The organism is Sphingobium vermicomposti (assembly GCF_011762025.1).
GTDB lineage: Bacteria > Pseudomonadota > Alphaproteobacteria > Sphingomonadales > Sphingomonadaceae > Sphingobium > Sphingobium vermicomposti.
In genome coordinates this window covers 350072-370099 of record NZ_JAASQR010000004.1, presented here as the reverse complement: position 1 = coordinate 370099, position 20028 = coordinate 350072, and the positions used below count along the sequence as shown (strand labels likewise).

The 20028-nt window shown below is 63.8% G+C and carries 20 protein-coding genes; 7 read left to right on the top strand and 13 right to left on the bottom strand.

Annotated elements, in window-relative coordinates:
* Window positions 1-128 precede the first annotated feature (128 nt).
* Together FHS54_RS15050 and FHS54_RS15045 are read left to right on the top strand one after the other, a co-directional pair.
* Window positions 129-419 carry a proton-translocating transhydrogenase family protein gene (locus FHS54_RS15050; RefSeq protein ID WP_167304665.1) on the top strand — a complete coding sequence of 97 codons (291 nt, stop codon included), beginning with the start codon at window positions 129-131 and terminating at the stop codon, window positions 417-419.
* 3 nt (window positions 420-422) lie between these two features.
* Entirely contained in the window at window positions 423-1817 is a 1395-nt protein-coding gene (locus FHS54_RS15045) for an NAD(P)(+) transhydrogenase (Re/Si-specific) subunit beta (protein ID WP_167304966.1), read from the top strand.
* A gap of 15 nt (window positions 1818-1832) precedes the next feature.
* Here FHS54_RS15045 and FHS54_RS15040 read toward each other — a convergent pair whose 3' ends face one another.
* The 13 genes from FHS54_RS15040 to FHS54_RS14980 form a co-directional block, all read right to left on the bottom strand.
* Window positions 1833-2459, bottom strand: a complete 627-nt coding sequence (locus FHS54_RS15040) for an ATP-binding cassette domain-containing protein (protein WP_167304965.1) — start codon at window positions 2457-2459, stop codon at window positions 1833-1835.
* Window positions 2449-3147 carry a molybdate ABC transporter permease subunit gene (gene modB, locus FHS54_RS15035; RefSeq protein WP_167304964.1) on the bottom strand — a complete coding sequence of 233 codons (699 nt, stop codon included), beginning with the start codon at window positions 3145-3147 and terminating at the stop codon, window positions 2449-2451. The genes FHS54_RS15040 and modB overlap by 11 nt, the downstream gene beginning before the upstream one ends.
* Before the next feature lie 7 nt (window positions 3148-3154).
* Complete coding sequence (gene modA / locus FHS54_RS15030) at window positions 3155-3880, bottom strand: molybdate ABC transporter substrate-binding protein (RefSeq protein WP_167305184.1); 726 nt, start codon at window positions 3878-3880, stop codon at window positions 3155-3157.
* 132 nt (window positions 3881-4012) lie between these two features.
* Window positions 4013-4552 (bottom strand): septal ring lytic transglycosylase RlpA family protein, encoded by a 540-nt coding sequence (locus tag FHS54_RS15025; RefSeq protein WP_167304963.1) that lies wholly within the window; start codon window positions 4550-4552, stop codon window positions 4013-4015.
* 330 nt (window positions 4553-4882) lie between these two features.
* Window positions 4883-5056, bottom strand: a complete 174-nt coding sequence (locus FHS54_RS15020; RefSeq protein WP_167304962.1) for a hypothetical protein — start codon at window positions 5054-5056, stop codon at window positions 4883-4885.
* A 155-nt stretch (window positions 5057-5211) separates the two neighbouring features.
* Window positions 5212-6060 carry a sugar phosphate isomerase/epimerase family protein gene (locus FHS54_RS15015; protein WP_167304961.1) on the bottom strand — a complete coding sequence of 283 codons (849 nt, stop codon included), beginning with the start codon at window positions 6058-6060 and terminating at the stop codon, window positions 5212-5214.
* Window positions 6060-7100 carry an alpha/beta fold hydrolase gene (locus FHS54_RS15010; RefSeq protein WP_167304960.1) on the bottom strand — a complete coding sequence of 347 codons (1041 nt, stop codon included), beginning with the start codon at window positions 7098-7100 and terminating at the stop codon, window positions 6060-6062. The genes FHS54_RS15015 and FHS54_RS15010 overlap by 1 nt, the downstream gene beginning before the upstream one ends.
* Window positions 7097-8140: a phosphotransferase family protein gene (locus FHS54_RS15005; protein ID WP_167304959.1), complete on the bottom strand. Its 1044-nt coding sequence runs from the start codon at window positions 8138-8140 to the stop codon at window positions 7097-7099. The genes FHS54_RS15010 and FHS54_RS15005 overlap by 4 nt, the downstream gene beginning before the upstream one ends.
* The gene (locus tag FHS54_RS15000; protein WP_167304958.1) at window positions 8133-9335 is read right to left on the bottom strand and encodes an acyl-CoA dehydrogenase family protein; all 1203 of its coding nucleotides are present in this window, start codon (window positions 9333-9335) and stop codon (window positions 8133-8135) included. Before FHS54_RS15000 ends, FHS54_RS15005 begins: the two co-directional genes overlap by 8 nt.
* Window positions 9332-11416 carry a 3-hydroxyacyl-CoA dehydrogenase NAD-binding domain-containing protein gene (locus FHS54_RS14995; protein WP_167304957.1) on the bottom strand — a complete coding sequence of 695 codons (2085 nt, stop codon included), beginning with the start codon at window positions 11414-11416 and terminating at the stop codon, window positions 9332-9334. The genes FHS54_RS15000 and FHS54_RS14995 overlap by 4 nt, the downstream gene beginning before the upstream one ends.
* 19 nt (window positions 11417-11435) lie before the next feature.
* The gene (locus tag FHS54_RS14990) at window positions 11436-12422 is read right to left on the bottom strand and encodes a zinc-binding dehydrogenase (protein ID WP_167304956.1); all 987 of its coding nucleotides are present in this window, start codon (window positions 12420-12422) and stop codon (window positions 11436-11438) included.
* Window positions 12423-12533: 111 nt separating this feature from the next.
* Entirely contained in the window at window positions 12534-13421 is an 888-nt protein-coding gene (locus tag FHS54_RS14985) for a LysR substrate-binding domain-containing protein (protein ID WP_167304955.1), read from the bottom strand.
* A 91-nt stretch (window positions 13422-13512) separates the two neighbouring features.
* Window positions 13513-14388 (bottom strand): LysR family transcriptional regulator, encoded by an 876-nt coding sequence (locus tag FHS54_RS14980; RefSeq protein ID WP_167304954.1) that lies wholly within the window; start codon window positions 14386-14388, stop codon window positions 13513-13515.
* Window positions 14389-14501: 113 nt separating this feature from the next.
* On the opposite strand from FHS54_RS14980, the gene FHS54_RS14975 reads away from it, so the two are divergent.
* The 5 genes from FHS54_RS14975 (at window position 14502) to mmsB (ending at window position 20020) form a co-directional block, all read left to right on the top strand.
* The gene (locus tag FHS54_RS14975; protein WP_167304953.1) at window positions 14502-15998 is read left to right on the top strand and encodes a CoA-acylating methylmalonate-semialdehyde dehydrogenase; all 1497 of its coding nucleotides are present in this window, start codon (window positions 14502-14504) and stop codon (window positions 15996-15998) included.
* A gap of 71 nt (window positions 15999-16069) precedes the next feature.
* Complete coding sequence (locus FHS54_RS14970; RefSeq protein WP_167304952.1) at window positions 16070-17215, top strand: acyl-CoA dehydrogenase family protein; 1146 nt, start codon at window positions 16070-16072, stop codon at window positions 17213-17215.
* A 31-nt stretch (window positions 17216-17246) separates the two neighbouring features.
* Window positions 17247-18305 carry an enoyl-CoA hydratase/isomerase family protein gene (locus FHS54_RS14965; RefSeq protein ID WP_167304951.1) on the top strand — a complete coding sequence of 353 codons (1059 nt, stop codon included), beginning with the start codon at window positions 17247-17249 and terminating at the stop codon, window positions 18303-18305.
* Between the two features lie 3 nt (window positions 18306-18308).
* Window positions 18309-19088, top strand: a complete 780-nt coding sequence (locus FHS54_RS14960) for an enoyl-CoA hydratase-related protein (protein WP_167304950.1) — start codon at window positions 18309-18311, stop codon at window positions 19086-19088.
* A gap of 50 nt (window positions 19089-19138) precedes the next feature.
* Complete coding sequence (gene mmsB, locus FHS54_RS14955; RefSeq protein WP_167304949.1) at window positions 19139-20020, top strand: 3-hydroxyisobutyrate dehydrogenase; 882 nt, start codon at window positions 19139-19141, stop codon at window positions 20018-20020.
* Window positions 20021-20028 lie beyond the last annotated feature (8 nt).

The following is a 20028-nucleotide window of genomic DNA, read 5'->3' as shown; positions in this document are numbered from 1 at the left end:
TGGAGGGGATTGAGCGGAATCAGTGATTCTGATTGATGCGAGCGCGCATTTGGCCGCATGCATTCATCTGGAACGGGCGGCGCTGGAACGGGCCGAACCGCTGAGTCCTGAAGCAGGGGATGGTGACAGTGAACGCTTTTAATGCAGATTATCTTTTCGTCTTCATACTGGCGGCCTTTTTGGGTTTTCAGTTGATCAAGAAGGTGTCGCCGCTGCTGCATTCGCCGTTGATGTCGCTGACCAATGCGATTGCGGCGGTGGTGATCGTGGGGGCGATCACGATCACGGGTGAGGAAGGCGCGACGCCGCTTGCCAAGACGCTGGGCTTTATCGCGGTGTTCTGTGCGACGGTGAACCTGGTCAGCGGGTTCATGATCACCGATCGCATGCTCAAGATGTTCAAGCCGCGGGGGAAGTAACAGATGGGCGTCTTTGTTCCTTTCGCGGCGATTGCCGCATCGGCTCTGTTCATCCTGTCGCTGATGTGGATGAGCCATCCTTCGACGGCTCGGCGTGGTGTGCGCGCGGGTGAGATCGGGATGGTCATCGCCATCATCGGCGCGCTGGTCCAGCATGAGGTGGTCAATTACGACCTGATCATCATCGCGATGATCGCGGGCGCGGCGGCGGGCATCCCGATGGCGCTGTTGATGCCGATGACGGCGATCCCGCAGCGAACTGCCATCTCCCACGCATTCGGCGCGCTGGCTGTCGGCCTGATCGGCGCGGCTGAATATTATAAACATGCCCACCCCGAATATGCCGGCGGCTTCATCATGTGGGTGCTGATGTTCGAAATGCTGCTGGGTTTCCTGACCTGTACAGCGTCGGTCGTCGCCTTTGCCAAGCTGCAGGAACTGATGGGCAGCCGCCCGGTGTCTTTCCCCGGCCAGCGCATCTTCAATGGCGCGGTGGCGCTGGCGACGGTGGTGATCGGCGCGACCCTGGCGATCGATCCGACCCAGACCTGGCTGTTCCCGGCGTTTGTCGCGCTGGCGCTGCTGTTCGGCATATTGCTGGTGATCCCGATTGGCGGCGCGGACATGCCGACCGTGATCGCGCTGCTCAACAGCTATGCGGGTCTGGCCGCGAGCGCCATGGGCTTTGCGCTGGGCAACAAGCTGCTGATCGTGGCGGGTGCGCTGGACGGGGCGTCGGGCTTCATTCTGGCGCTGGTCATGTGCAAGGCGATGAACCGCAGCTTTGCCAACGTCATGTTCGGCGGCTTTGGCAAGGTCATCGCGGGCGTGGCCGGTGGCAAGGACGACCGCGTGGTGCGCTCCGCCTCGGCTGAGGAAGCGGCGATGCAGCTGGAAAATGCCAGCAGCGTGGTCATCATTCCGGGCTATGGCATGGCGGTGGCGCAGGCGCAGCATAAGGTGAGCGAGCTTTACCAGGCGCTGACCAAGAAGGGCGTGGACGTCAAGTTCGCGATCCACCCGGTGGCCGGGCGCATGCCCGGTCACATGAACGTGCTGCTGGCCGAAGCCAATGTGCCTTATGAGCAGCTGGTCGACCTGGACGACATCAACCCCGAACTGCCGCAGGCGGACGTGGCGGTGATCATCGGCGCGAACGACACGGTCAATCCGTCGGCGCGTGACGATCCCAACAGCGCAATCGCGGGCATGCCGATCATCGAAGCGGATCGCGCCAAGTCGGTGTTCGTGATCAAGCGGTCGATGAACGCAGGCTTTGCCGGGATCGACAACCCGATCTATTACAACGCCAACACCCAGATGCTGTTCGGCGATGCCAAGGACATGGTCGGCTCCATCGCCAAGGAACTGAGCGGGGGCGGGTCGGGGCTGCACTGATCGACAGCGGCGTTATCAGCTGCCGATGGTCACCAGTTGATTGCCCAGCCGTTCTGCTTCGGCAGGATCATGGGTAACATAGAGCATCGGCAGCTTTAGTTCGTCGCGGATGCGCAGGATTGCGTCGATGATGTCGCTGCGCCGCGCCGGATCGATCGACGCGAGCGGCTCGTCCAGCAGCAGCGCCCGTGCCCCGGACAGAAGGGCGCGGCCAAGGGCGACGCGCTGCGCCTCCCCGCCCGACAAGGATCGGGGCCAGCGATCCAGCAGCGGTGCGATGCCAAGGAAGGCAACGACTTCGTCCAGCGTCATCCAGCGTTCTTCGGGTTGAGCGAGACGATAGCCATAGAGCAGGTTCGCCCGCACGCGCAGGTGGGGGAAGAGCCGTCCGTCCTGAAACACATAGCCAAGGCGGCGGCGATGGACGGGCAGGTTGGCCCCTTGCGCGGCATCGAACAGCGGCTGGCCATTCACGACCACATGCCCGCGATCAGGCGTCAGCAGCCCGGCGATCATGTTCAGCACGGACGTCTTGCCAGCGCCCGACACGCCGCGCAGCACGGTCAGGCCGCCGGGGACGGCGAAACGCGCTTCGATCATCCGGTCGCCCAGCGCCTTGCTGACGTCTACCTCAAAGGACATGGCCGCTCCGTCCCGCGCGTTGCCGCTGGCTGAGCGCTTCCGACGCGACCAGCGCGCCCAGCGACAGGGCGACGGAGATCAGCGCCAGCCGCCACACGGTCGCGTCGCTGCCCGGCACTTGCAAGGCGCTGTAGATGGCGAGGGAAAGGGTGCGCGTTTCGCCCGGAATGTTCGACACGAAGGTGATCGTCGCGCCAAATTCCCCGATTGATCGGGCAAAGCCCAGGATGAAAGCGGTCACCACGCCCGGCAGCGACAGGGGCAGCGTGATGGTCAGGAAGCAGCGGCCAGGACTTGCGCCTAAGGTGCGCGCAGCATCCTCCACCCGGCTATCCACCGCCTCTATCGACAGTCGCATCGCGCGCACCATCAGCGGTAGCGCCATGATGGCCGCCGCCACCGCCGCCCCGGTCCAGCGGAACATGACGCTGACGCCCAACCAGCGGTCGAGAAACGCGCCTGCGGGCCCCGCAGGGCCAAGCGCCAGCAGCAGCAGCCAGCCGATCACCACGGGGGGCAGGACAAGCGGCAGGTGGATCGCGGCATCCAGCAGCAGCTTGCCCGGAAAACGCCCGCGCGCCAGCAGCCAGGCAAGGGCGAAGGCAAAAGGCAGGGTGATGAGCACGGCGGCCAGGCTGACCTTCAGCGATAGCTGCACAATGTCCCAATCTGCGGCGCTCAGCATCATGCCCCGGTCACTTTACGCCGAAGCCATAGCGGCGGAATATCGCCTTGCCCCGGCCCGAAAGGAGGAAGCGGCGGAAGCCGTCCGCATCCGGGTGGGTCGATCGCGCCAGCATTGCCAGCGGATAGGTGATCGGGGGGTGGCTCCCCGCTGGGAAGACGCCTGCGATGCGGACGGCGGGAGCGGCGCGGGCGTCCGTGGCGTAGACGATGCCGTAGGGCACTTGCCGCCGCTCCACCATGGCGAGCGCGGCGCGCACATTTTCCGCCGCAGCGATGCGTCCCGAAACCGACGGCCAGACGCCCAGCGCCATAAGAGCGGCCTTGCCATATTTTCCCGCAGGCACGCTGTCGGGGTCGGCCATGGCGAGCCGCCCTTTGCCGAGCGCTCTGGCCAGGGGGAAGCCGCGCCGGATGTTCATCCCGCCACCCTTGGCCGCAGGCGCGACCAGCACCAGCCGGTTGGTCAGGAAGTTTGTTCGGATGCCGCGACGCAGCAGGCCTTTGGCGGCGATGGCGTTCATCCAGTCCTGATCGGCGGACAGATATAGGTCCGCAGGCGCTCCGGCCAGGATCTGGCGCGCAAGGGCGGACGACCCGGCGAAAGACAGGATGGGACGGTCATGACCCATCGCCGTCCAAGCATCGGCAGCGGCACCAAGCGATTCCTGAAGACTGGCGGCGGCGAGGATAAGCGGCCCCTTCGCCCGCGCGGACCCCGGCGCGAACGCGGACATGATAAGCAGCAGGACGAGCAGGTGAAAGCACCGGCGCAACGACGATCCCCTATGCAGTATGTAGGAGCATATACAGTGCTGATCCCCGCAGGCGACCGTTAATTTTCACTGCGCCCAAAGCGGGCCAGCAGGTCAGCGGATGCGGCTGCGTTGCGCCGCCAGCGCTTCGCCGGACAGGGCCGGGCGCTCCCGCGCGGCCTTGCCCTTGCGCAGCCTTTTGCGATCCTTTTCCGGGGGATCGACCCTGCGGACGCGGACGGGCGCATGCCCTTGCTGCCTGATGCCCAGCAGGTCGGCAGCCCCGCGAGAAAGATCGATGATGCGGCCCTGGGCAAAGGGTCCGCGATCATTGACGCGCACCAACGCCGTCCGCCCCGTGTCCAGATTGGTCACTTCGACATAGGATGGCAGAGGCAGGGTTTTATGGGCGGCGCTGATCCATTTGGGACGGAATTTTTCTCCACGTGCGGTGCGATTGCCGGACTCCGATCCATACCAGCTGGCAGTGCCGACCTCATCATAGACGGGCTGGGCGGCGGGCACATAGGTTACGCCTTTGACACGGTAGGGCGGGCCGATCCGCACCGGGCTGTCGGTCACCGGCTGGTAAGAAGCGCAGCCCGCGACGAGAAGGCCAAAGAGGACGGGGACGAAACGATGAAGCAAGGCCATCGCCTGCCATAACGCGATCCAGCTGATCAACTCAAGGCGAAGAGCGTCATTTCCACTGATTCCTATTTTCCAAGTATATTTCAGGGGGATAACCCATGTTGCCGTCAATCGCCCTTAAGGGGGACGGCCCTGCTCCAAAGGGCAGGCCAGCCAGCATTAAGCGCACATGCCGGTCCGTCATGGGTCGGATAATATGCCGATCAGTCGCTGGCGTTCGGGGCACTGGCGGCGTCGCTGACTCCCGCAGGTCATGCGAACAGGGTCCGGCTGCCCCGCCAATTTTCCGCACTCCGATACAGCCGGACCCATATATCAGGAACGCGAATGCCGTCAGCCTGACTGACGCTGTTGCCGATCCCGATCGGCATCATCGATCGCCTTTATGAGATCGTCGAACGCCCCGTCACGGGGTATGGGGAAAAGGCGCGAGAAATTATTCCCCAATCGACGGATGTCGTCCTGGGTCAAAAGTCCCACTGCTACAATATCATCCTGGGTGTCCATCGGCGACCTTTCCTGCAAGGGTAACGATGCAAGCGGGATCTGGTGCCAAGCTGCTGCACGCCTGATGAAAAAAGACAGGTAATGCCAAACAGGATCTCGTCGGAACTTAACATAATCCTTATTATCGAGCTTATCCCGGCGGTGGCAGGGGGCTGTCAGTGCTGGTCCCCAGGCAGACCGACGATGCTGTTTAAACGCGCCAGCATGGCCCTTTCGCCCTCTGCGGTTTGGTCGACAGGTTCATATTCCAGTTCGACGATTCCCGAATAGCGCGTTGCGTCGATAGCGGCGAGGATTGCTGCCCAGTCGAGCGTGCCAAGGCCGATATCGACGCGATCGGGCAGATCGGCGGCCTGAATCAACCCGATCATGTCGGCGCACTCATGCAATGCGTCCGGCACCGCGTGGCCCATCATCGCGACATGGCCAATGTCGAACAACAGTCGCACCGATGGCATGCCGACGGCGCGCACCATATCGAGTGCGTCCTCCAGCCGATTGAGCAGAAGCCCGGCTATGCGGCTTTCGGCAATCGGCTCGACCAGCAGCAGCAGCCCGGCGCGCTCAGCGGCTTGAGCATGGCGCTTGAGATTTTCGGTCATTGCCGTGAGCTGGGCTTTGCGCGACCGGGTGGCATCGAAGCCTGCGACGCACACCGCGCCTGCCCCGCCAAAACGCGTCGCAAGGTCGCAGCTCTGCGTGACGCTTTCTGTCACGGCGTCACGTTCAAGCGGGTTTTCCGTGCTCCAGAACGGGCTGTTCCAGTGCATCGGATCGCCGCCAAAGCTGGTCAGGGCCAGCCCGCGCCGGGCCATGTTCGTCGCCATCGTTGCCTGTTCAGACGACGGGCGCAGTTTCAGGAACAGGTCCTGCACACCCGCAAAGCCATGGTCTGCGAGCGCATCGATCTGGTCGAGCGGATCGACCGAACGTCCCAGATGCGCGAGCAATGGACGATCCGGGGCGCTCAGTCCCAGATGCCCGGAAAGACGGATGCGATCCATCACACGGTCATCCCGTCCAGAAAGTCGAGCAGGGCGGCGTTGAAAGCGTCGGGCTGTTCCTGCTGAACGAAATGGCCCGCTTTCGGAACGGCCACGATTTTTCTGAGGCCTGGCACACGCGTCCGCATCCGTTCCTCCCAATCCGGGAAGAAGCCGAAGGACGGGTCATCTTCGCCATAGAGGAACAGGGTGGGCGTTTCGACATCATGGTCGGCCCATTCCTTGCCGATCCGCCAGTTGGCGTCCGCGGTGCGATAGCTGTTGAGGCCGCCGATGAAGCGCAGCATCGGGTCGGCGTGGTGATAGCCCGCCACGAAATGGTCGAACTCCGCCTGATTGAGCCAGGGCCATGGCAAGGGCGGCGCGGACGGCAACACATCAAGATAGCCGCTCCCTTCAGAAGGCACCGTCTTCCATCGCCAGAGGTCGCCTTCAGCGGATAATTCATGGAACAGCCGGGCCAGAAAATCCGGCACCCGGTCGGCCAGTTCGCGTTCGGCGGGGCCGACTTGCTGGAAATAGTGGAAATGGACAAAATGTTCGCGCGCCATGGCGGCGAAGCGTTCGGTTGGGCTGCGATCCGGGGAGGAAGCATCGGGGCGCGCGGGCGCATCGGCAGGCAGGCGCTGCGCGCTGCCCAGCATCGCCCGCCCGGCCATGTCATAATCATAGGGGATGGTGGCAATAAGCGCCGCGACCCGGTCGGGTGCCCGCACCGCCAGATTCCAGGCATATTGTGCGCCGAAATCCTGACCCACGACCACCGCACGGTCAGCGCGATAATGATCGAGGATGGCGAGCAGATAATCCTGCATCCGGTCGGCAGTATAGGCAGCCGGATCGGTCGGGCGGTCGCTGCCGCCATAGCCCAGGCTGTCGATAGCGACGGCGCGATAACCGGCTGCGGCAAGGGGTGCCATCTGATGCCGCCACGACCATGCGAGGCCGGGGAAGCCATGCACCATCAGGACGACAAGCCCCTCCCCCTGTTCGACTGTGCGCAGCCGATAGCCGCCAACATCAATCCTTTGTTCTTTCATAGCCGTGCGTCATCCTGTTCGCAGGCGATCCGCCAGGCAAGGCCGGCGATCTCGCCCGCGCGCGCGCCATGGATGGCGGCTGCTTCGCTGGACGCATTGCCCTCCACCGCGCGGCGGTAGACGCCCTGCCGGATGCCAGCATTGCGGAACATCGCAAAGGCGAGCGCATAGCGCCAGTGCGCCGGATCGATCTCGCCCGCGCCGCTGCGTTCCCCATAGCGGCGCAGATATTCGGCTTCTGACGGAATGCCGAGCGTCGGCAGGTCCGCGTCGGACAGGCCGCGATAGCCTTCCCTGGGGACGCGCCATGCCATCAGATGCTGGGCAAGGTCGGCGAGCGGGTGGCCGAGGGTCGACAATTCCCAGTCGAGGACGGCGATGATGCGGGGCTCGGCGGGGGCAAAGATCATATTGTCATTGCGATAGTCGCCATGGACGATGCGGCTCGCTTCCAGGCCGGGGTCGTTGGCGGGGAGCCAGTCGATGAGCTGCTCCATCGCGTCGAGACGCTGCGTCTGGGTGGCGCGATATTGCTTGGTCCAGCGGGCGACTTGGCGGGCGAAATAATTGCCGGGCTTGCCATAGTCGGACAGGCCCACTTGCGCCGGGTCGATGGCGTGGAGCGCGGCGAGGACACGGTTCATTTCGTCATAGATGGCGGCGCGGTCAGGGGCGCTCAATTCCGGCAGACGCGCGTCCCAGAAGTTGCGGCCCTGCGCATAGGCCATGATGAAAAAGGGCGTGCCGACGACGCTCGCATCCTCGCACAGTGCGAGCGGGCGGGCGACGGGGACGGCGCTGTCCTTCAGCGCGTCGGTCACGCGATATTCGCGCTCTATGGCGTGGGCGGAGGGAAGCAGCACGCCGTCGGGCTTGCGGCGCAGGACGAAGCGGGGTTCGCCGTCCACCGACAGGAGATAGGTGGGATTGGACTGGCCGCCTGCGAATTTTTCCGCGCTGATCTCTCCGTCCGCGCCCGGCACATGGGCGCGCAGCCATGGGCCCAGGCGGCTGGTGTCGAGCGTGCGGATGTCAGTCATATTTGGCGAGTTCGAGGCGGCCAAGCTGGTGGCGGTGCACCTCGTCCGGGCCATCGGCGAAGCGGATCTTGCGAGCGTGGGCGTAATAGTTCGCGAGGAAGAAATCCTGGCTGATGCCCGCCGCGCCATGCGCCTGTATCGCCCAGTCGATGACCTGACAGGCCATGTTGGGCGCGGCGACCTTGATCATCGCGATGTCGGCCTTCGCCACCTTGTTGCCGACCGTGTCCATGCGGTGCGCGGCGTGGAGGGTGAGGAGGCGCGCCTGATCGATCATGATGCGCGAATTGGCGATGCGTTCGATGATGACGCCCTGTTCGGCGAGCGGCTTGCCGAAAGCGACGCGTGATTTCACCCGGCGGCACATGGCTTCGAGCGCACGTTCAGCCATGCCGATCATGCGCATGCAATGATGGATGCGGCCAGGGCCAAGCCGGGCCTGCGCGATTTCGAAGCCGCGCCCTTCGCCGAGCAGCATGTTGGATGCGGGCACGCGGACATTTTCGAACAGGATTTCCATGTGGCCGTGCGGCGCGTCGTCATAGCCGAGCACGGTCATTGGGCGCAGCACGGTGATGCCGGGCGTGTCGCGGGGCACGAGGATCATCGATTGCTGCTTATGCTTGGGCGCTGACGGGTCAGTCTTGCCCATGAAGATCATGAGCGCGCAGTCCGCTTCGCCCATGCCGGAAATCCACCATTTGCGGCCATTGATGACATAATCATCGCCGTCGCGGACGATAGAGCTTTCGATGTTGGTCGCGTCGGACGAAGCCACTTGCGGCTCGGTCATGGCGAAGGCGGAGCGCATCTCCCCCGCCAGCATGGGCTCCAGCCAACGCGCCTTATGCTCGTCCGTGCCGAAGCGTTCGATCGTTTCCATGTTGCCGGTGTCGGGCGCGGCGCAGTTGAACACGGCGGGGCACCAGTGGACGCGGCCCATTTCCTCGCACAGTGGTGCATATTCGAGGTTGGTGAGCCCTGCGCCATGGGTGCTTTCGGGCAGGAAGAGGTTCCAGAGGCCTGCTTCCTTCGCCAGTGGTTTCAGCTTGTCGATCAGGGTGACATGCGCCCAACGGTCGCCGGTCGCCACCTCCTCATAATAGGCTTTTTCATTGGGATAGATGTGCGCGTCCATGAAGGCGCGCAGGCGGGTGAGCAGGTCGGCGGTTTTGGCGTTGGGTTCGTAGCTCATGCGTAGAAACCCCTGCCCTCGCGCGCATATTGTTCCAGCAGTGGCGCGGGGGTCCAATAGGCGTCGCCCTGTTCGGCGCGGAATTTCTCGATGGTCGCCAGCAGCTTGTCGAGGCCGATCTGGTCCGCCCAATGCATGGGGCCGCCGGTGTAGCTGGGCCAACCGAGGCCGTTGACCAGCGCGACGTCGATTTCATGCGGACGCGGCACAATGCCTTCGCTTAGCAGCTTCGCGCCTTCATTGACCATGGCGTAGAGCAGGCGTTCGCGGATTTCATCCTCGCCGATTTCGCGGAGCCTAAGGCCGTGGCGTTCAGCGTGGGCTGCGATCATCTCTTCGGTCAGCGGGTTGGCACTGCCCTTGCGATTTTCGTCATAGCTGTACCAGCCAGAGCCGGTTTTCTGACCGAGGCGTCCGGCGGCGACCATCTGTTCGGGGAAATCGGCGCGCAATTCGCGCTCCGTCGCCGTCGCAGCGCGGGCCTTTCGCGCGGCGGCCTGAACATCTAGCCCGGCGAGGTCGCCGAGCGCGAACGGTCCCATGGGGAAGCCGTAGGACAGCAGCACCTTGTCGATGTCGGCGGGCTTCGCGCCTTCCTCGACAAGGAAAAAGCCCTCGCGCGACCGCTTCGACAGCATGCGGTTGACGATGAAGCCGTCGCACACGCCTGACAGGACCGGCAATTTCCCGATACGCTTGCCCAGCGCCATGATCGTCGCGACGACTTCGGGGTCGGTCTTTGCCGCGCGGACATTTTCCAGCAGGCGCATGACATTGGCGGGGTTGAAGAAGTGCATGCCGCATACATCTTCCGCCCGGCCCGATGCTTCGGCGAGCGTGTCGATGTTGAGGAAGCTGGTGTTGGACGCCAGGATGGTGCCCGGCTGCGTCACTTCGCCCAGTTTGGAGAAGACGGCCTGCTTGATCTCCATATCTTCGGTCACTGCTTCGATGACCAATTGGGTGGTGAAAAGATCGCGGGGATCGTCGCTGGTGGTGATGAGAGCGAGGCGTTTGTCCATCACCGCCTGCGAAATGCTGCCCTTTGCGACGGAGGAAGACCACATTTTCGTGATCGCCTTCATCGCGGCGTCGATATTGGGTTGATCGAGACCCACGGCGATGACGGGAATGCGCGCGCTGACGACCGCCATGACGATGCCACGGCCCATGACCCCCAGGCCGATGACGCCCACCCGCTCGATATTGCGGGTCAGGGTGTCGGACGCAAGGCCGGGAATGCGGGCGACTTCGCGTTCGGCGGCGAACAGGTTGCGCAACGCCTTGGACTGCGGCCCGGCCATGCATTCGCGGAAGATCGCCAGTTCTTGGCGAACCGCCTCGTCGAAGGGCAGTTCATAGCCGAGGCGCATAGCCTCCAGCGCGCGCAGGGGTGCGGTTTGGCCGCGCATCTTGCGGGCGAGCGTCTTTTTTGTCTCTTCGAACAGGGCGGGATCGTCGGCGGGCATTGGCAGCGTCGCCGCGCTGCGCGGACCCTTGCCCTGCGCCGCAAGTGCTTCGGCGAAGGCGTGGGCCTCGGCGGCCAAATCGTCGCCTTCTGCGATGGCGTCGATCAGATGGGATGCCAGCGCCTTGTCCGCGCTGATCTGATTGCCTTCCGTCACCAGCAACAGCGCGTCGGCCAGTCCTGCCAGGCGCGGCGTTCGCTGCGTGCCGCCGCCGCCCGGCATCAGGCCCAGCTTGACCTCAGGGAAACCGAACTTCGTGTCCCTGGCGGCAATGCGATAATGGCAGGCGAGCGCGACTTCGAAACCGCCGCCCAGCACGGTGCCATGCACGGCGGCAACGATTGGCTTGGTCGCGCGATCCATCATCGCCATGACTTGCGGTAGGCCCGGATCGGCCATCGGCTTGCCAAATTCCTTGATGTCCGCGCCTGCGATGAAGGTCTTGCCCACGCAGCGCACCACCAGCGCCTTGACGGCGGGATCGGCCTCCATAGCCTCAATCGCGCGGGCCAGTCCCTGGCGGACGCTGGCGGATGTGGCATTGACGGGCGGATTGTCGATCAGGGCTTGCGCTATGGCGCCCTGAACGCTGTAGGCGACGGTGTCGGACATTGTGATTTCCCAGCTTTTGTCAGGATGCGGGCGAAATGGTCAGCAGCACCTTGCCCTTGACCTTTCGCCCTTCAAGATGATGGAGCGCCGCGACGACGTCCGTCATGGCGAAGCATGTGTCGACCACGGGCGTTATCGCGCCGTGCGCCAACCATTGGAGCAGCTGGCGCATGTTCGCCCCCTGCCCCACCGGATCGGCGCGGACGGAATTGCCCCACAGGACGCCGACCGCCGACGCGCTTTTCAGCAACAGCAGGTTTGCGGGGATCGAAGGAATCTCGCCGCCTGCAAAGCCGATGACCAGCAGTCGGCCACCCCAGGCCAGGCTTTTGACGGCGGTCAGGTTCATCGGGCCGCCGACCGGATCGTAGACGACGTCGACCCCCTTGCCGCCGGTCAGCGCCTTGACCCGTTCGCGCAGGTCTTCTTCGGCATAGTTGATCAGTTCGTCGGCACCCTGCGCGCGGGCGAGCGCCAGCTTGTCAGCGCTGGACGCGGCGGCGATGACATGCGCGCCCATCAGCTTGCCCAGTTCCACGGCGGTCAGCCCGACGCCGCCGCCTGCGCCCAGCACCAGCAATGTTTCGCCGGGTTTCAGGGCGGCCCGGTCCTTCAGTGCGTGATAGGATGTCCCGTAGGTGATGGAGATGCCCGCCGCGATGGCCAGGTCGACCCCGTCTGGCACGGGCCACACCTGCGTCGCGGGGACGCGGACCTGCTGGCCAAAGCTGCCGGTGCCAGTGAACGCCACCACCCGGTCGTCGATTGCGAAGCCTTCCACGCCTTCGCCGATGGCTGCGACACGCCCTGACGCTTCGCTGCCCGGCACGAACGGCAGGGGTGGTTTGGTCTGATATTTGCCCTGCACGATCAGCACGTCGGGATAATTCACCCCAGCGGCCACGACATCGATGAGCAGTTCGCCCGGTTCGGGCTGTGGCGCAGGAAAGTCGCCCCAGGTCAGCGCATCGATCGGCGCGAAAGCGGGGCAGATCACGGCCTTCACATCACTCTCCTTATTTCTGCACGCGGCAGGCTTGGAGAAATGATTAGGCCTTTGCGCCTGTCCCTACCAATTCGAATATTCGACGGGATACATCAGAAAAACTGACGATGATCATGCCTCAGCCAGTTGGGACGCAAAGGCATGGAAGGCGCGGGCGGCGGCGGGCAGCGGCGTGTCGCGTCGGCTGATCAAGCTGACGATGCGGGTGAAGCGGAGTTCGGGAATGTCGAGCAGGGCCAGCTCGCCCCGTGCAACCTCATCCTCCACCGCCATGCGGGACAGGCAGGCCAGACCCGCGCCGTCGCGCACCGCGCGCTTGATCGCCTCCACACTGTCCGCTTCGAGCACGATATTGAGCGAATTGAGGGATTTGAGCACTTCCACGGTGAAAAAGATGCGTTCGCTGGACTGCGTTTTTTCCAACACCCACGCTTCGTCGGCAAGGGCGGCGAGTGGCATTTCGCCGCGCCCGACGAGCGGATGTTCCGGCGCTGCGCACACGGCCAGCGCATCCCTGCGCCACGGCTGCGCGTCCAGATAGCTGGAATTGACCGGCGATCCGACGAAGCCGATGTCGAACGCCATGTTACGCACGCCTTCCATCACATCCTGCGACGGCTGCACGCGCAATTCCATCCGCACGCCGGGGTGGCGACGCATGAAGGTGGCGCACAGGCGCGGCAGCACATGGTCCGCGACCGAAGCGACGGCCCCTATGCGCAGGCGGCCCCGCACCTCCTCCGGCAAGGACAGTGCCTCCATATCGGCGACCTGGACCAGCACGCGGCGGGCCATTTCCAGCATGGGCCGCCCCTGATCCGACAGCAGCAATCGGCGGCCCGACCGCGCGAACAGCCGGACGCCCAGATGGGTTTCGAAATCCTTGAGCGACATGCTGGCGGCAGAGGGGCTGAGGCCAATCTCCTCTGCCGCGCCCGCGACGCTGCCAGTCCGGGCGACGGATTCGAACACGGCAATCTGACGCAATGTTATCTTCACCTGACACTCACACAGCCGCAGATTTGAAAGCAAGTCCTAGTGCAGCGCGAGCGAGCGGCCAACAGCAAAGCAGGATGCCGACCACAGCGCCCTAATTCATGTGCGCCACGCGTTCCTGCAGCCATTGGGCGACGGCTTCGATCCGGGGCAGTTTGCGCAAATCTTCGTGGATCACCAGCCAGAAGCTGCGCGTGATCTGCACCGCATCGGTCAGCAGGGGGCGAAGTTTCGGGTCCCTGCGGCCGATGAAGTCAGGCAGGATGCCGATGCCCGCACTTTCCGCGATCATCCGATATTGCATGTTGATGCTGGTCGCCCGCAGATGCGCTTCCAACCCGGCATGCACTTCATTGAGATAGTCCAGTTCGGGCGAGAAGATGAAATCGGGGACATAGCCGATCAGCGTGTGGTGCAGCAGGGCAGCAGGACTCGCGGGTTCCCCCCGCTGTTCCAGATACGCGTCGGCCGCATAGAGGTGCAGGCGATAATCGCCCAGTCGCCGCGCGGACAGACGCCCCCGTTGCGGACGAGCGAGCATCAGCGCCATGTCCGCTTCCCGCTTGGAGGGGTTGAGGAAGCCGGACGCGGATATAAGGTCCAGACGGATGCCCGCATGGCGCGCGTGAAAGTCGGCCAGGCCGGGTGCCAGCACCCATGTCCCAAAACCCTCCGCCACGGACAGGCGCACCTGCCCTGAGAGCATCCGTGACTTGCCGGTCGCTTCCTCCATTGCGGCCAGGCTGGCGCTTTCGACCCGTTCGGCATGGGCCAACATCGCCAGCCCCTGTTCGGACAACAGCCGTTCGCCCATGCTGAGGTCGAACAGGCGCGCGCCCAGCGCCTTTTCCAACCGACCGATCCGGCGGGTCAGCGTGGTCGGGTCAAGCCCCAGCGCGCGGGCGGCGGGTGCGATCTTGCGCGCCCGCGCCACCGCCAGAAACACGCGCATGTCATCCCAATCGAACATTCGTCATTCCTACGCGCCATGCTGCATTTTTGCAGCCAATAGATGCAACAATGCGCTATTGCATGCAATTGTGCTTGCGCCCAGAGACGACGCAACAGCAGGAGAGATCTGTCATGCGCGAAATCAGCCACAAGCTCGCCTTTGCCGATGCGCCCGTCCCCGGTCGCTTTGGCGATGTGTTCGATCCCAATAATGGCGGCGTGCAGGCTCGCGTGGCGCTGGGCGACCGGGCGCTGCTGGACCGCGCCGTGGAAGCCGCGAAGAAGGCGCAGCCCGCCTGGGCCGCCGTCAATCCGCAGCGCCGCGCCCGCGTCATGTTCAATTTCAAGGCGCTGGTCGAACAGAATATGGACGAACTGGCGCGCCTGCTCAGTTCCGAACATGGCAAGGTGGTGGCCGACGCCAAGGGCGATATTCAGCGCGGGCTGGAAGTGATCGAATTTTGCTGCGGCATTCCCCATGTTCTGAAGGGCGAATATACCCAAAGCGCCGGGCCGGGCATCGACGTTTATTCGATGCGCCAGCCGCTGGGCATCGGCGCTGGGATCACGCCGTTCAACTTTCCGGGGATGATCCCCCTGTGGATGTCGGGCGTGGCGATCGCGACCGGCAATGCCTTCATCCTGAAACCGTCGGAGCGTGACCCTTCGGTGCCGGTCCGCCTGGCTGAACTGTTCCAGGAAGCGGGTCTTCCCGAAGGCATCCTGCAGGTGCTGCACGGCGACAAGGAGATGGTGGACGCGATCCTCGATCACCCGGATATCGCGGCGGTCAGCTTTGTCGGATCATCCGATATCGCCCATTATGTCTACAAGCGCGGTGTCGACGCGGGCAAGCGTGTCCAGGCGATGGGCGGCGCGAAAAATCACGGCATCGTCATGCCGGACGCCGACCTGGACCAGGTGGTGAATGATCTTTCGGGCGCGGCTTTCGGCTCTGCGGGTGAACGTTGCATGGCGCTGCCCGTGGTGGTTCCTGTGGGAGAGAAGACGGCGGTCGCCCTGCGGGAAAAGCTGATCCCCGCCATCGCCGCGTTGCGCGTGGGCGTTTCCACCGATCCCGAAGCGCATTACGGCCCCGTCGTCACCGCCGCGCACAAGGCCAAAATCGAAAATTATATCCAGATGGGCGTCGATGAAGGCGCGGAACTGGTGGTCGATGGTCGTGGCTTCACGCTGCAGGGGCATGAGCAGGGATTTTTCGTCGGGCCAACGCTGTTCGACCATGTGAAGCCCGCCATGCGCACCTATCGGGAAGAGATATTCGGTCCCGTGCTGCAAATGGTCCGCGCGGACAATTTCGAAGAGGCGATCGCCCTGCCCAGCCAGCATGAATATGGCAATGGCGTCGCCATCTTCACCCGCAACGGTCATGCGGCGCGCGAATTTGCGGCACGCGTCAATGTCGGCATGGTGGGTATAAACGTCCCCATCCCGGTTCCGGTCGCCTATCACACATTTGGCGGCTGGAAACGGTCGGCCTTTGGCGACACGAACCAGCACGGCATGGAAGGCGTCAAATTCTGGACCAAGGTGAAGACGGTGACGCAGCGCTGGCCCGATGGCGGCGCAAGCGGTGACAGCGCGTTCGTCATTCCGACCATGGGGTGAAGCGCGTCCTTCTGCCGGCGGCGACGTCCCGCTATCATGCAGGCAGAGGATGCGCCAAAAAGCAGGAAGCCATGACCAACCAGTTCGACCTTACCGACGATCAGCGCGAGATCCAGGATCTGGCGCGCCGCTTTACCGCCGACGCGATCACGCCGCACGCCGCCGAATGGGATGAAAAGCACATCTTCCCGCGCGACACGATCCGCGCGGCGGCAGAGCTGGGATTCGGCAGCATCTATGTGTCGGAGCAATCCGGCGGCATCGGGCTGGGGCGACTGGAAGCGGCGCTGATCATGGAAGCCATGGCCTATGGCTGCCCGTCGACCAGCGCCTTCATTTCCATCCACAATATGGGCGCGTGGATGATCGACCAGTTCGGCGGCCAGGCGGTGAAGGACAAATATCTGCCCGATCTGGTGCCGATGGCCCGCATGGCGAGCTATTGCCTGACCGAGGCGGGGTCAGGTTCCGACGCCGCCGCGCTGAAGACGCGGGCGGTGCGCGATGGCGATCATTATGTGGTGACCGGGTCCAAGCAGTTCATTTCCGGCGGCGGCGAGAACGACATCTATGTCACCATGGTCCGCACCGGGGAGGAAGGGGCCAAGGGCATCAGCTGCCTGGTGATCGAAAAGGACATGGACGGCGTCAGCTTCGGCGCGCAGGAACGCAAGCTGGGCTGGCATAGTCAGCCGACCGCACAGGTCAATTTCGACGGCGTGCGCGTGCCGGTGGACAATCTGATCGGCGGCGAAGGTGAAGGTTTCCGCATCGCGATGATGGGACTGGACGGCGGGCGGCTGAATATCGGTGCCTGTTCGCTGGGTGGCGCGCAGCGGTGCATCGACGAAGCGCTGCAATATACCAAGGAGCGCAAGCAGTTCGGCCAGAGCATTGCGGATTTCCAGAACACGCAATTCATGCTCGCCGACATGCAGACCGAGCTGGAAGCGGCCCGCACCCTGCTATATGCCGCCGCCGTCAAGGTGACGGCGAACGCGCCGGACAAGACGCGCTTTGCCGCCATGGCCAAGCGGCTGGCCACTGACATGGGGTCGGCGGTGGCCGACCGCGCGCTCCAGCTGCTTGGCGGCTACGGCTATTTGATGGATTATCCGGTCGAACGTTTCTGGCGCGACCTGCGGGTCCATTCGATTTTGGAAGGCACCAACCAGGTCATGCGCATGATTGTCGCGCGTGACATGCTGAGGCAGTAGGCCCGATCACGGGCATGCCAATGGAGCGGAAATGGCGGATCAGCTTATCACCCTTATCGACAACGGCATCGGTCGCATCCGGTTGAACCGGCCCAAGGCGATCCACGCCCTGACGCCGGAAATGTGCCATGCGATCATCGACGCTCTGGTCGCATGGGCGAATGATGATCAGGTGGTCGCCGTGATGATCGACCATGCGGATGGCAGAGGCTTTTGCGCGGGCGGCGACATTGCGTTGATCGCCAGCAGCGCAAAGGAGGATTGCGCCGAGGCGGAACGGTTCTTCTTCGTCGAATATCGCATGAACCATATGCTGTTCCGCTATGGCAAGCCGGTCGTCGCCTTCATGGACGGGATCGTCATGGGTGGCGGCGTCGGCATATCGCTGCCCGCCCGCTATCGGGTGGCGACCGAACGCACGACATTTGCCATGCCTGAAACCGGGATCGGCCTGTTCCCCGACGTCGGCGGCGGTTGGTATCTGCCGCGCCTGCCGGGCCGAACGGGCGCATGGCTGGCGACCACCGGCGCGCGGATCAAGGGAGCAGACTGCGCCGCGATGGGGATCGCCACCCATTATATGGCATCCGACAAGGTCGAGGCGGTCAAGGCGCGGATCATTTCGGAGCCATCGCGCCTTTCCGACATTCTAGTCGAGATGGTCGACGACGCCCCCCCTTCCCAATGGGAAGCGCGCCGCGCCGACATCGACCGGCTGTTCGCGTCGGACCGTTACGAAGATATATTGGCGGCGCTGGATGCGGACGGTTCCCCGTGGGCGCGGGAACAGCTGGACACGCTGGCGACCAAGTCGCCCCAGACCGTCAAGGTGGCGCTGCGGCAGCTGGCCGAAGGCGCGGCCTTCACTGATTTTGCCGACAATATGCGCAACGAATATCGCATCGCCTGCCATGTGATCCGCCGCCCGGACTTTGTCGAAGGCGTGCGCGCCGTCATCTTTGATAAGGACAATGCGCCGCGCTGGAATCCGGCGGCTCCGCAAGAGGTAACCGACGATCTGGTTGACAGCCTCTTCGCTCCACTGCCACCGGGTAAGGAGTGGACGCCTTACCCGCAGACTGGAGTTTGACCGATGACCTATGAAACGATCCTGGTGGAACAGCGTGACGCCGTTACGCTGATCACGCTGAACCGGCCGCAGGCGCTCAACGCGCTGAACAGCCAGGTACTCAAAGATCTGAGCGCCGCCTTCGCCGCCTATGACGCAGACGCGTCGCAGCTATGCGCGGTGCTGACCGGCAGCGGTGACAAGGCGTTCGCGGCAGGTGCCGACATCAAGGAAATGGTGGAAAAGGACGCCGCCGACTTCTTTCTGGAGGATTTCTTTTCCGGCTGGCAGACCGGCGTGGTCGCCACGCGCAAGCCTTGGATCGCGGCGGTCAATGGCTTTGCCCTTGGCGGCGGATGCGAATTGGCGATGATGGCGGACTTCATCATCGCGTCGGATACGGCCAAGTTCGGCCAGCCTGAAATCAAGCTGGGCGTCGCGCCCGGCATGGGTGGGTCGCAGCGCCTGACCCGCGCCGTGGGCAAGGCCAAGGCGATGGAAATGTGCCTGACCGGTCGCATGATGGGCGCGGAAGAAGCGGAGCGTTCGGGCTTGGTCGCGCGCATCGTCCCGGCGGCTGAACTGCTGGACGACGCACTCAAGACTGCGCAGGCGATCGCTTCGATGCCTCCAATGGCGACGATGATCAACAAGGAGATGGTGAACATCGCGTTCGAAACCGGGCTGGCCCAGGGCCTGCTGACCGAGCGCCGACTGTTCCAGATTTTGACCGCAACCCAGGACAGGATCGAAGGCATGACCGCCTTCGTCGAAAAGCGCCCCGCCCAATGGAAGGGCCGCTGACCGGGACCTGATCCCGCTGTTCCACAGCTAACGACCGCAAGGAGACGGCCATGACCACGACCATCGCATTCATCGGCCTGGGCAATATGGGCGGCGGCATGGCCGCCAACCTGTTGAAAAATGGCTATGCCGTCCGCGCCTTCGACCTGTCCGCGTCCGCGCTGGACAAGGCGCGGGAAGCGGGTGCCGTCCCTTGCGCAAGTGCCGAAGATGCCGTTGCCGGAGCCGACGCCGTGGTCACCATGCTGCCTGCGGGCAAGCATGTGGATGCGGTCTATAACGGATCGGTCTTTGCAGCGGCAAAGCCTGACACGATCCTGCTCGATTGTTCGACCATCGATGTGGAAACGGCGCGGCGGACGATCGCTGTGGCGGAGGAGAAGGGCTTCGCCATGGTGGATGCCCCGGTTTCCGGGGGGATCGCTGCGGCGAATGGCGGTGCGCTGACCTTCATGGTGGGCGGCACGGACGCGGCTTTTCACCGGGCAAAGCCGATCCTGTCAGCCATGGGGAAGGCAGTCATCCACGCAGGCGCTGCGGGTAATGGGCAAGCCGCCAAGATCTGCAACAACATGCTGCTGGGCGCGACCATGATCGCAACCTGCGAAGCCTTTGCCATGGCGCAGAAGATCGGTTTGGACCCCCAGATATTCTACGACATTTCCAGCGTGTCTTCGGGCCAAAGCTGGTCGATGACCAGCTATTGCCCCCTGCCCGGCGTCGGCCCCGATTCACCGGCGGATAATGGATATGAAGGCGGGTTTGCCGCTGCGCTGATGCTGAAGGACCTGAAGCTGGCGGTCGAAGCCGCCGCCGCCGTCAATGCCAGCGTGCCGATGGGCAGCAATGCCGAGGCGCTTTACCAGATGCTCGTCAATAATGGCGAAGGGGCCAAGGATTTTTCGTCCATCATCCAGTTGCTGCGGGGCTGAGCGCAGCA

Coding starts and splice junctions, on each gene's coding strand:
- FHS54_RS14980 (WP_167304954.1), bottom strand. CDS start 14,388: ATGTTCGATTGGGATGACATGCGCGTGTTTCTGGCGGTGGCGCGGGCG.
- FHS54_RS14995 (WP_167304957.1), bottom strand. CDS start 11,416: ATGTCCGACACCGTCGCCTACAGCGTTCAGGGCGCCATAGCGCAAGCC.
- FHS54_RS15020 (WP_167304962.1), bottom strand. CDS start 5,056: ATGGACACCCAGGATGATATTGTAGCAGTGGGACTTTTGACCCAGGAC.
- FHS54_RS14965 (WP_167304951.1), top strand. CDS start 17,247: ATGGCGGATCAGCTTATCACCCTTATCGACAACGGCATCGGTCGCATC.
- mmsB (WP_167304949.1), top strand. CDS start 19,139: ATGACCACGACCATCGCATTCATCGGCCTGGGCAATATGGGCGGCGGC.
- modA (WP_167305184.1), bottom strand. CDS start 3,880: ATGTCCGCGTTCGCGCCGGGGTCCGCGCGGGCGAAGGGGCCGCTTATC.
- FHS54_RS15000 (WP_167304958.1), bottom strand. CDS start 9,335: ATGAGCTACGAACCCAACGCCAAAACCGCCGACCTGCTCACCCGCCTG.
- FHS54_RS14970 (WP_167304952.1), top strand. CDS start 16,070: ATGACCAACCAGTTCGACCTTACCGACGATCAGCGCGAGATCCAGGAT.
- modB (WP_167304964.1), bottom strand. CDS start 3,147: ATGATGCTGAGCGCCGCAGATTGGGACATTGTGCAGCTATCGCTGAAG.
- FHS54_RS14960 (WP_167304950.1), top strand. CDS start 18,309: ATGACCTATGAAACGATCCTGGTGGAACAGCGTGACGCCGTTACGCTG.
- FHS54_RS15010 (WP_167304960.1), bottom strand. CDS start 7,100: ATGAAAGAACAAAGGATTGATGTTGGCGGCTATCGGCTGCGCACAGTC.
- FHS54_RS15005 (WP_167304959.1), bottom strand. CDS start 8,140: ATGACTGACATCCGCACGCTCGACACCAGCCGCCTGGGCCCATGGCTG.
- FHS54_RS14975 (WP_167304953.1), top strand. CDS start 14,502: ATGCGCGAAATCAGCCACAAGCTCGCCTTTGCCGATGCGCCCGTCCCC.
- FHS54_RS15040 (WP_167304965.1), bottom strand. CDS start 2,459: ATGTCCTTTGAGGTAGACGTCAGCAAGGCGCTGGGCGACCGGATGATC.
- FHS54_RS15015 (WP_167304961.1), bottom strand. CDS start 6,060: ATGGATCGCATCCGTCTTTCCGGGCATCTGGGACTGAGCGCCCCGGAT.
- FHS54_RS15045 (WP_167304966.1), top strand. CDS start 423: ATGGGCGTCTTTGTTCCTTTCGCGGCGATTGCCGCATCGGCTCTGTTC.
- FHS54_RS15025 (WP_167304963.1), bottom strand. CDS start 4,552: ATGGCCTTGCTTCATCGTTTCGTCCCCGTCCTCTTTGGCCTTCTCGTC.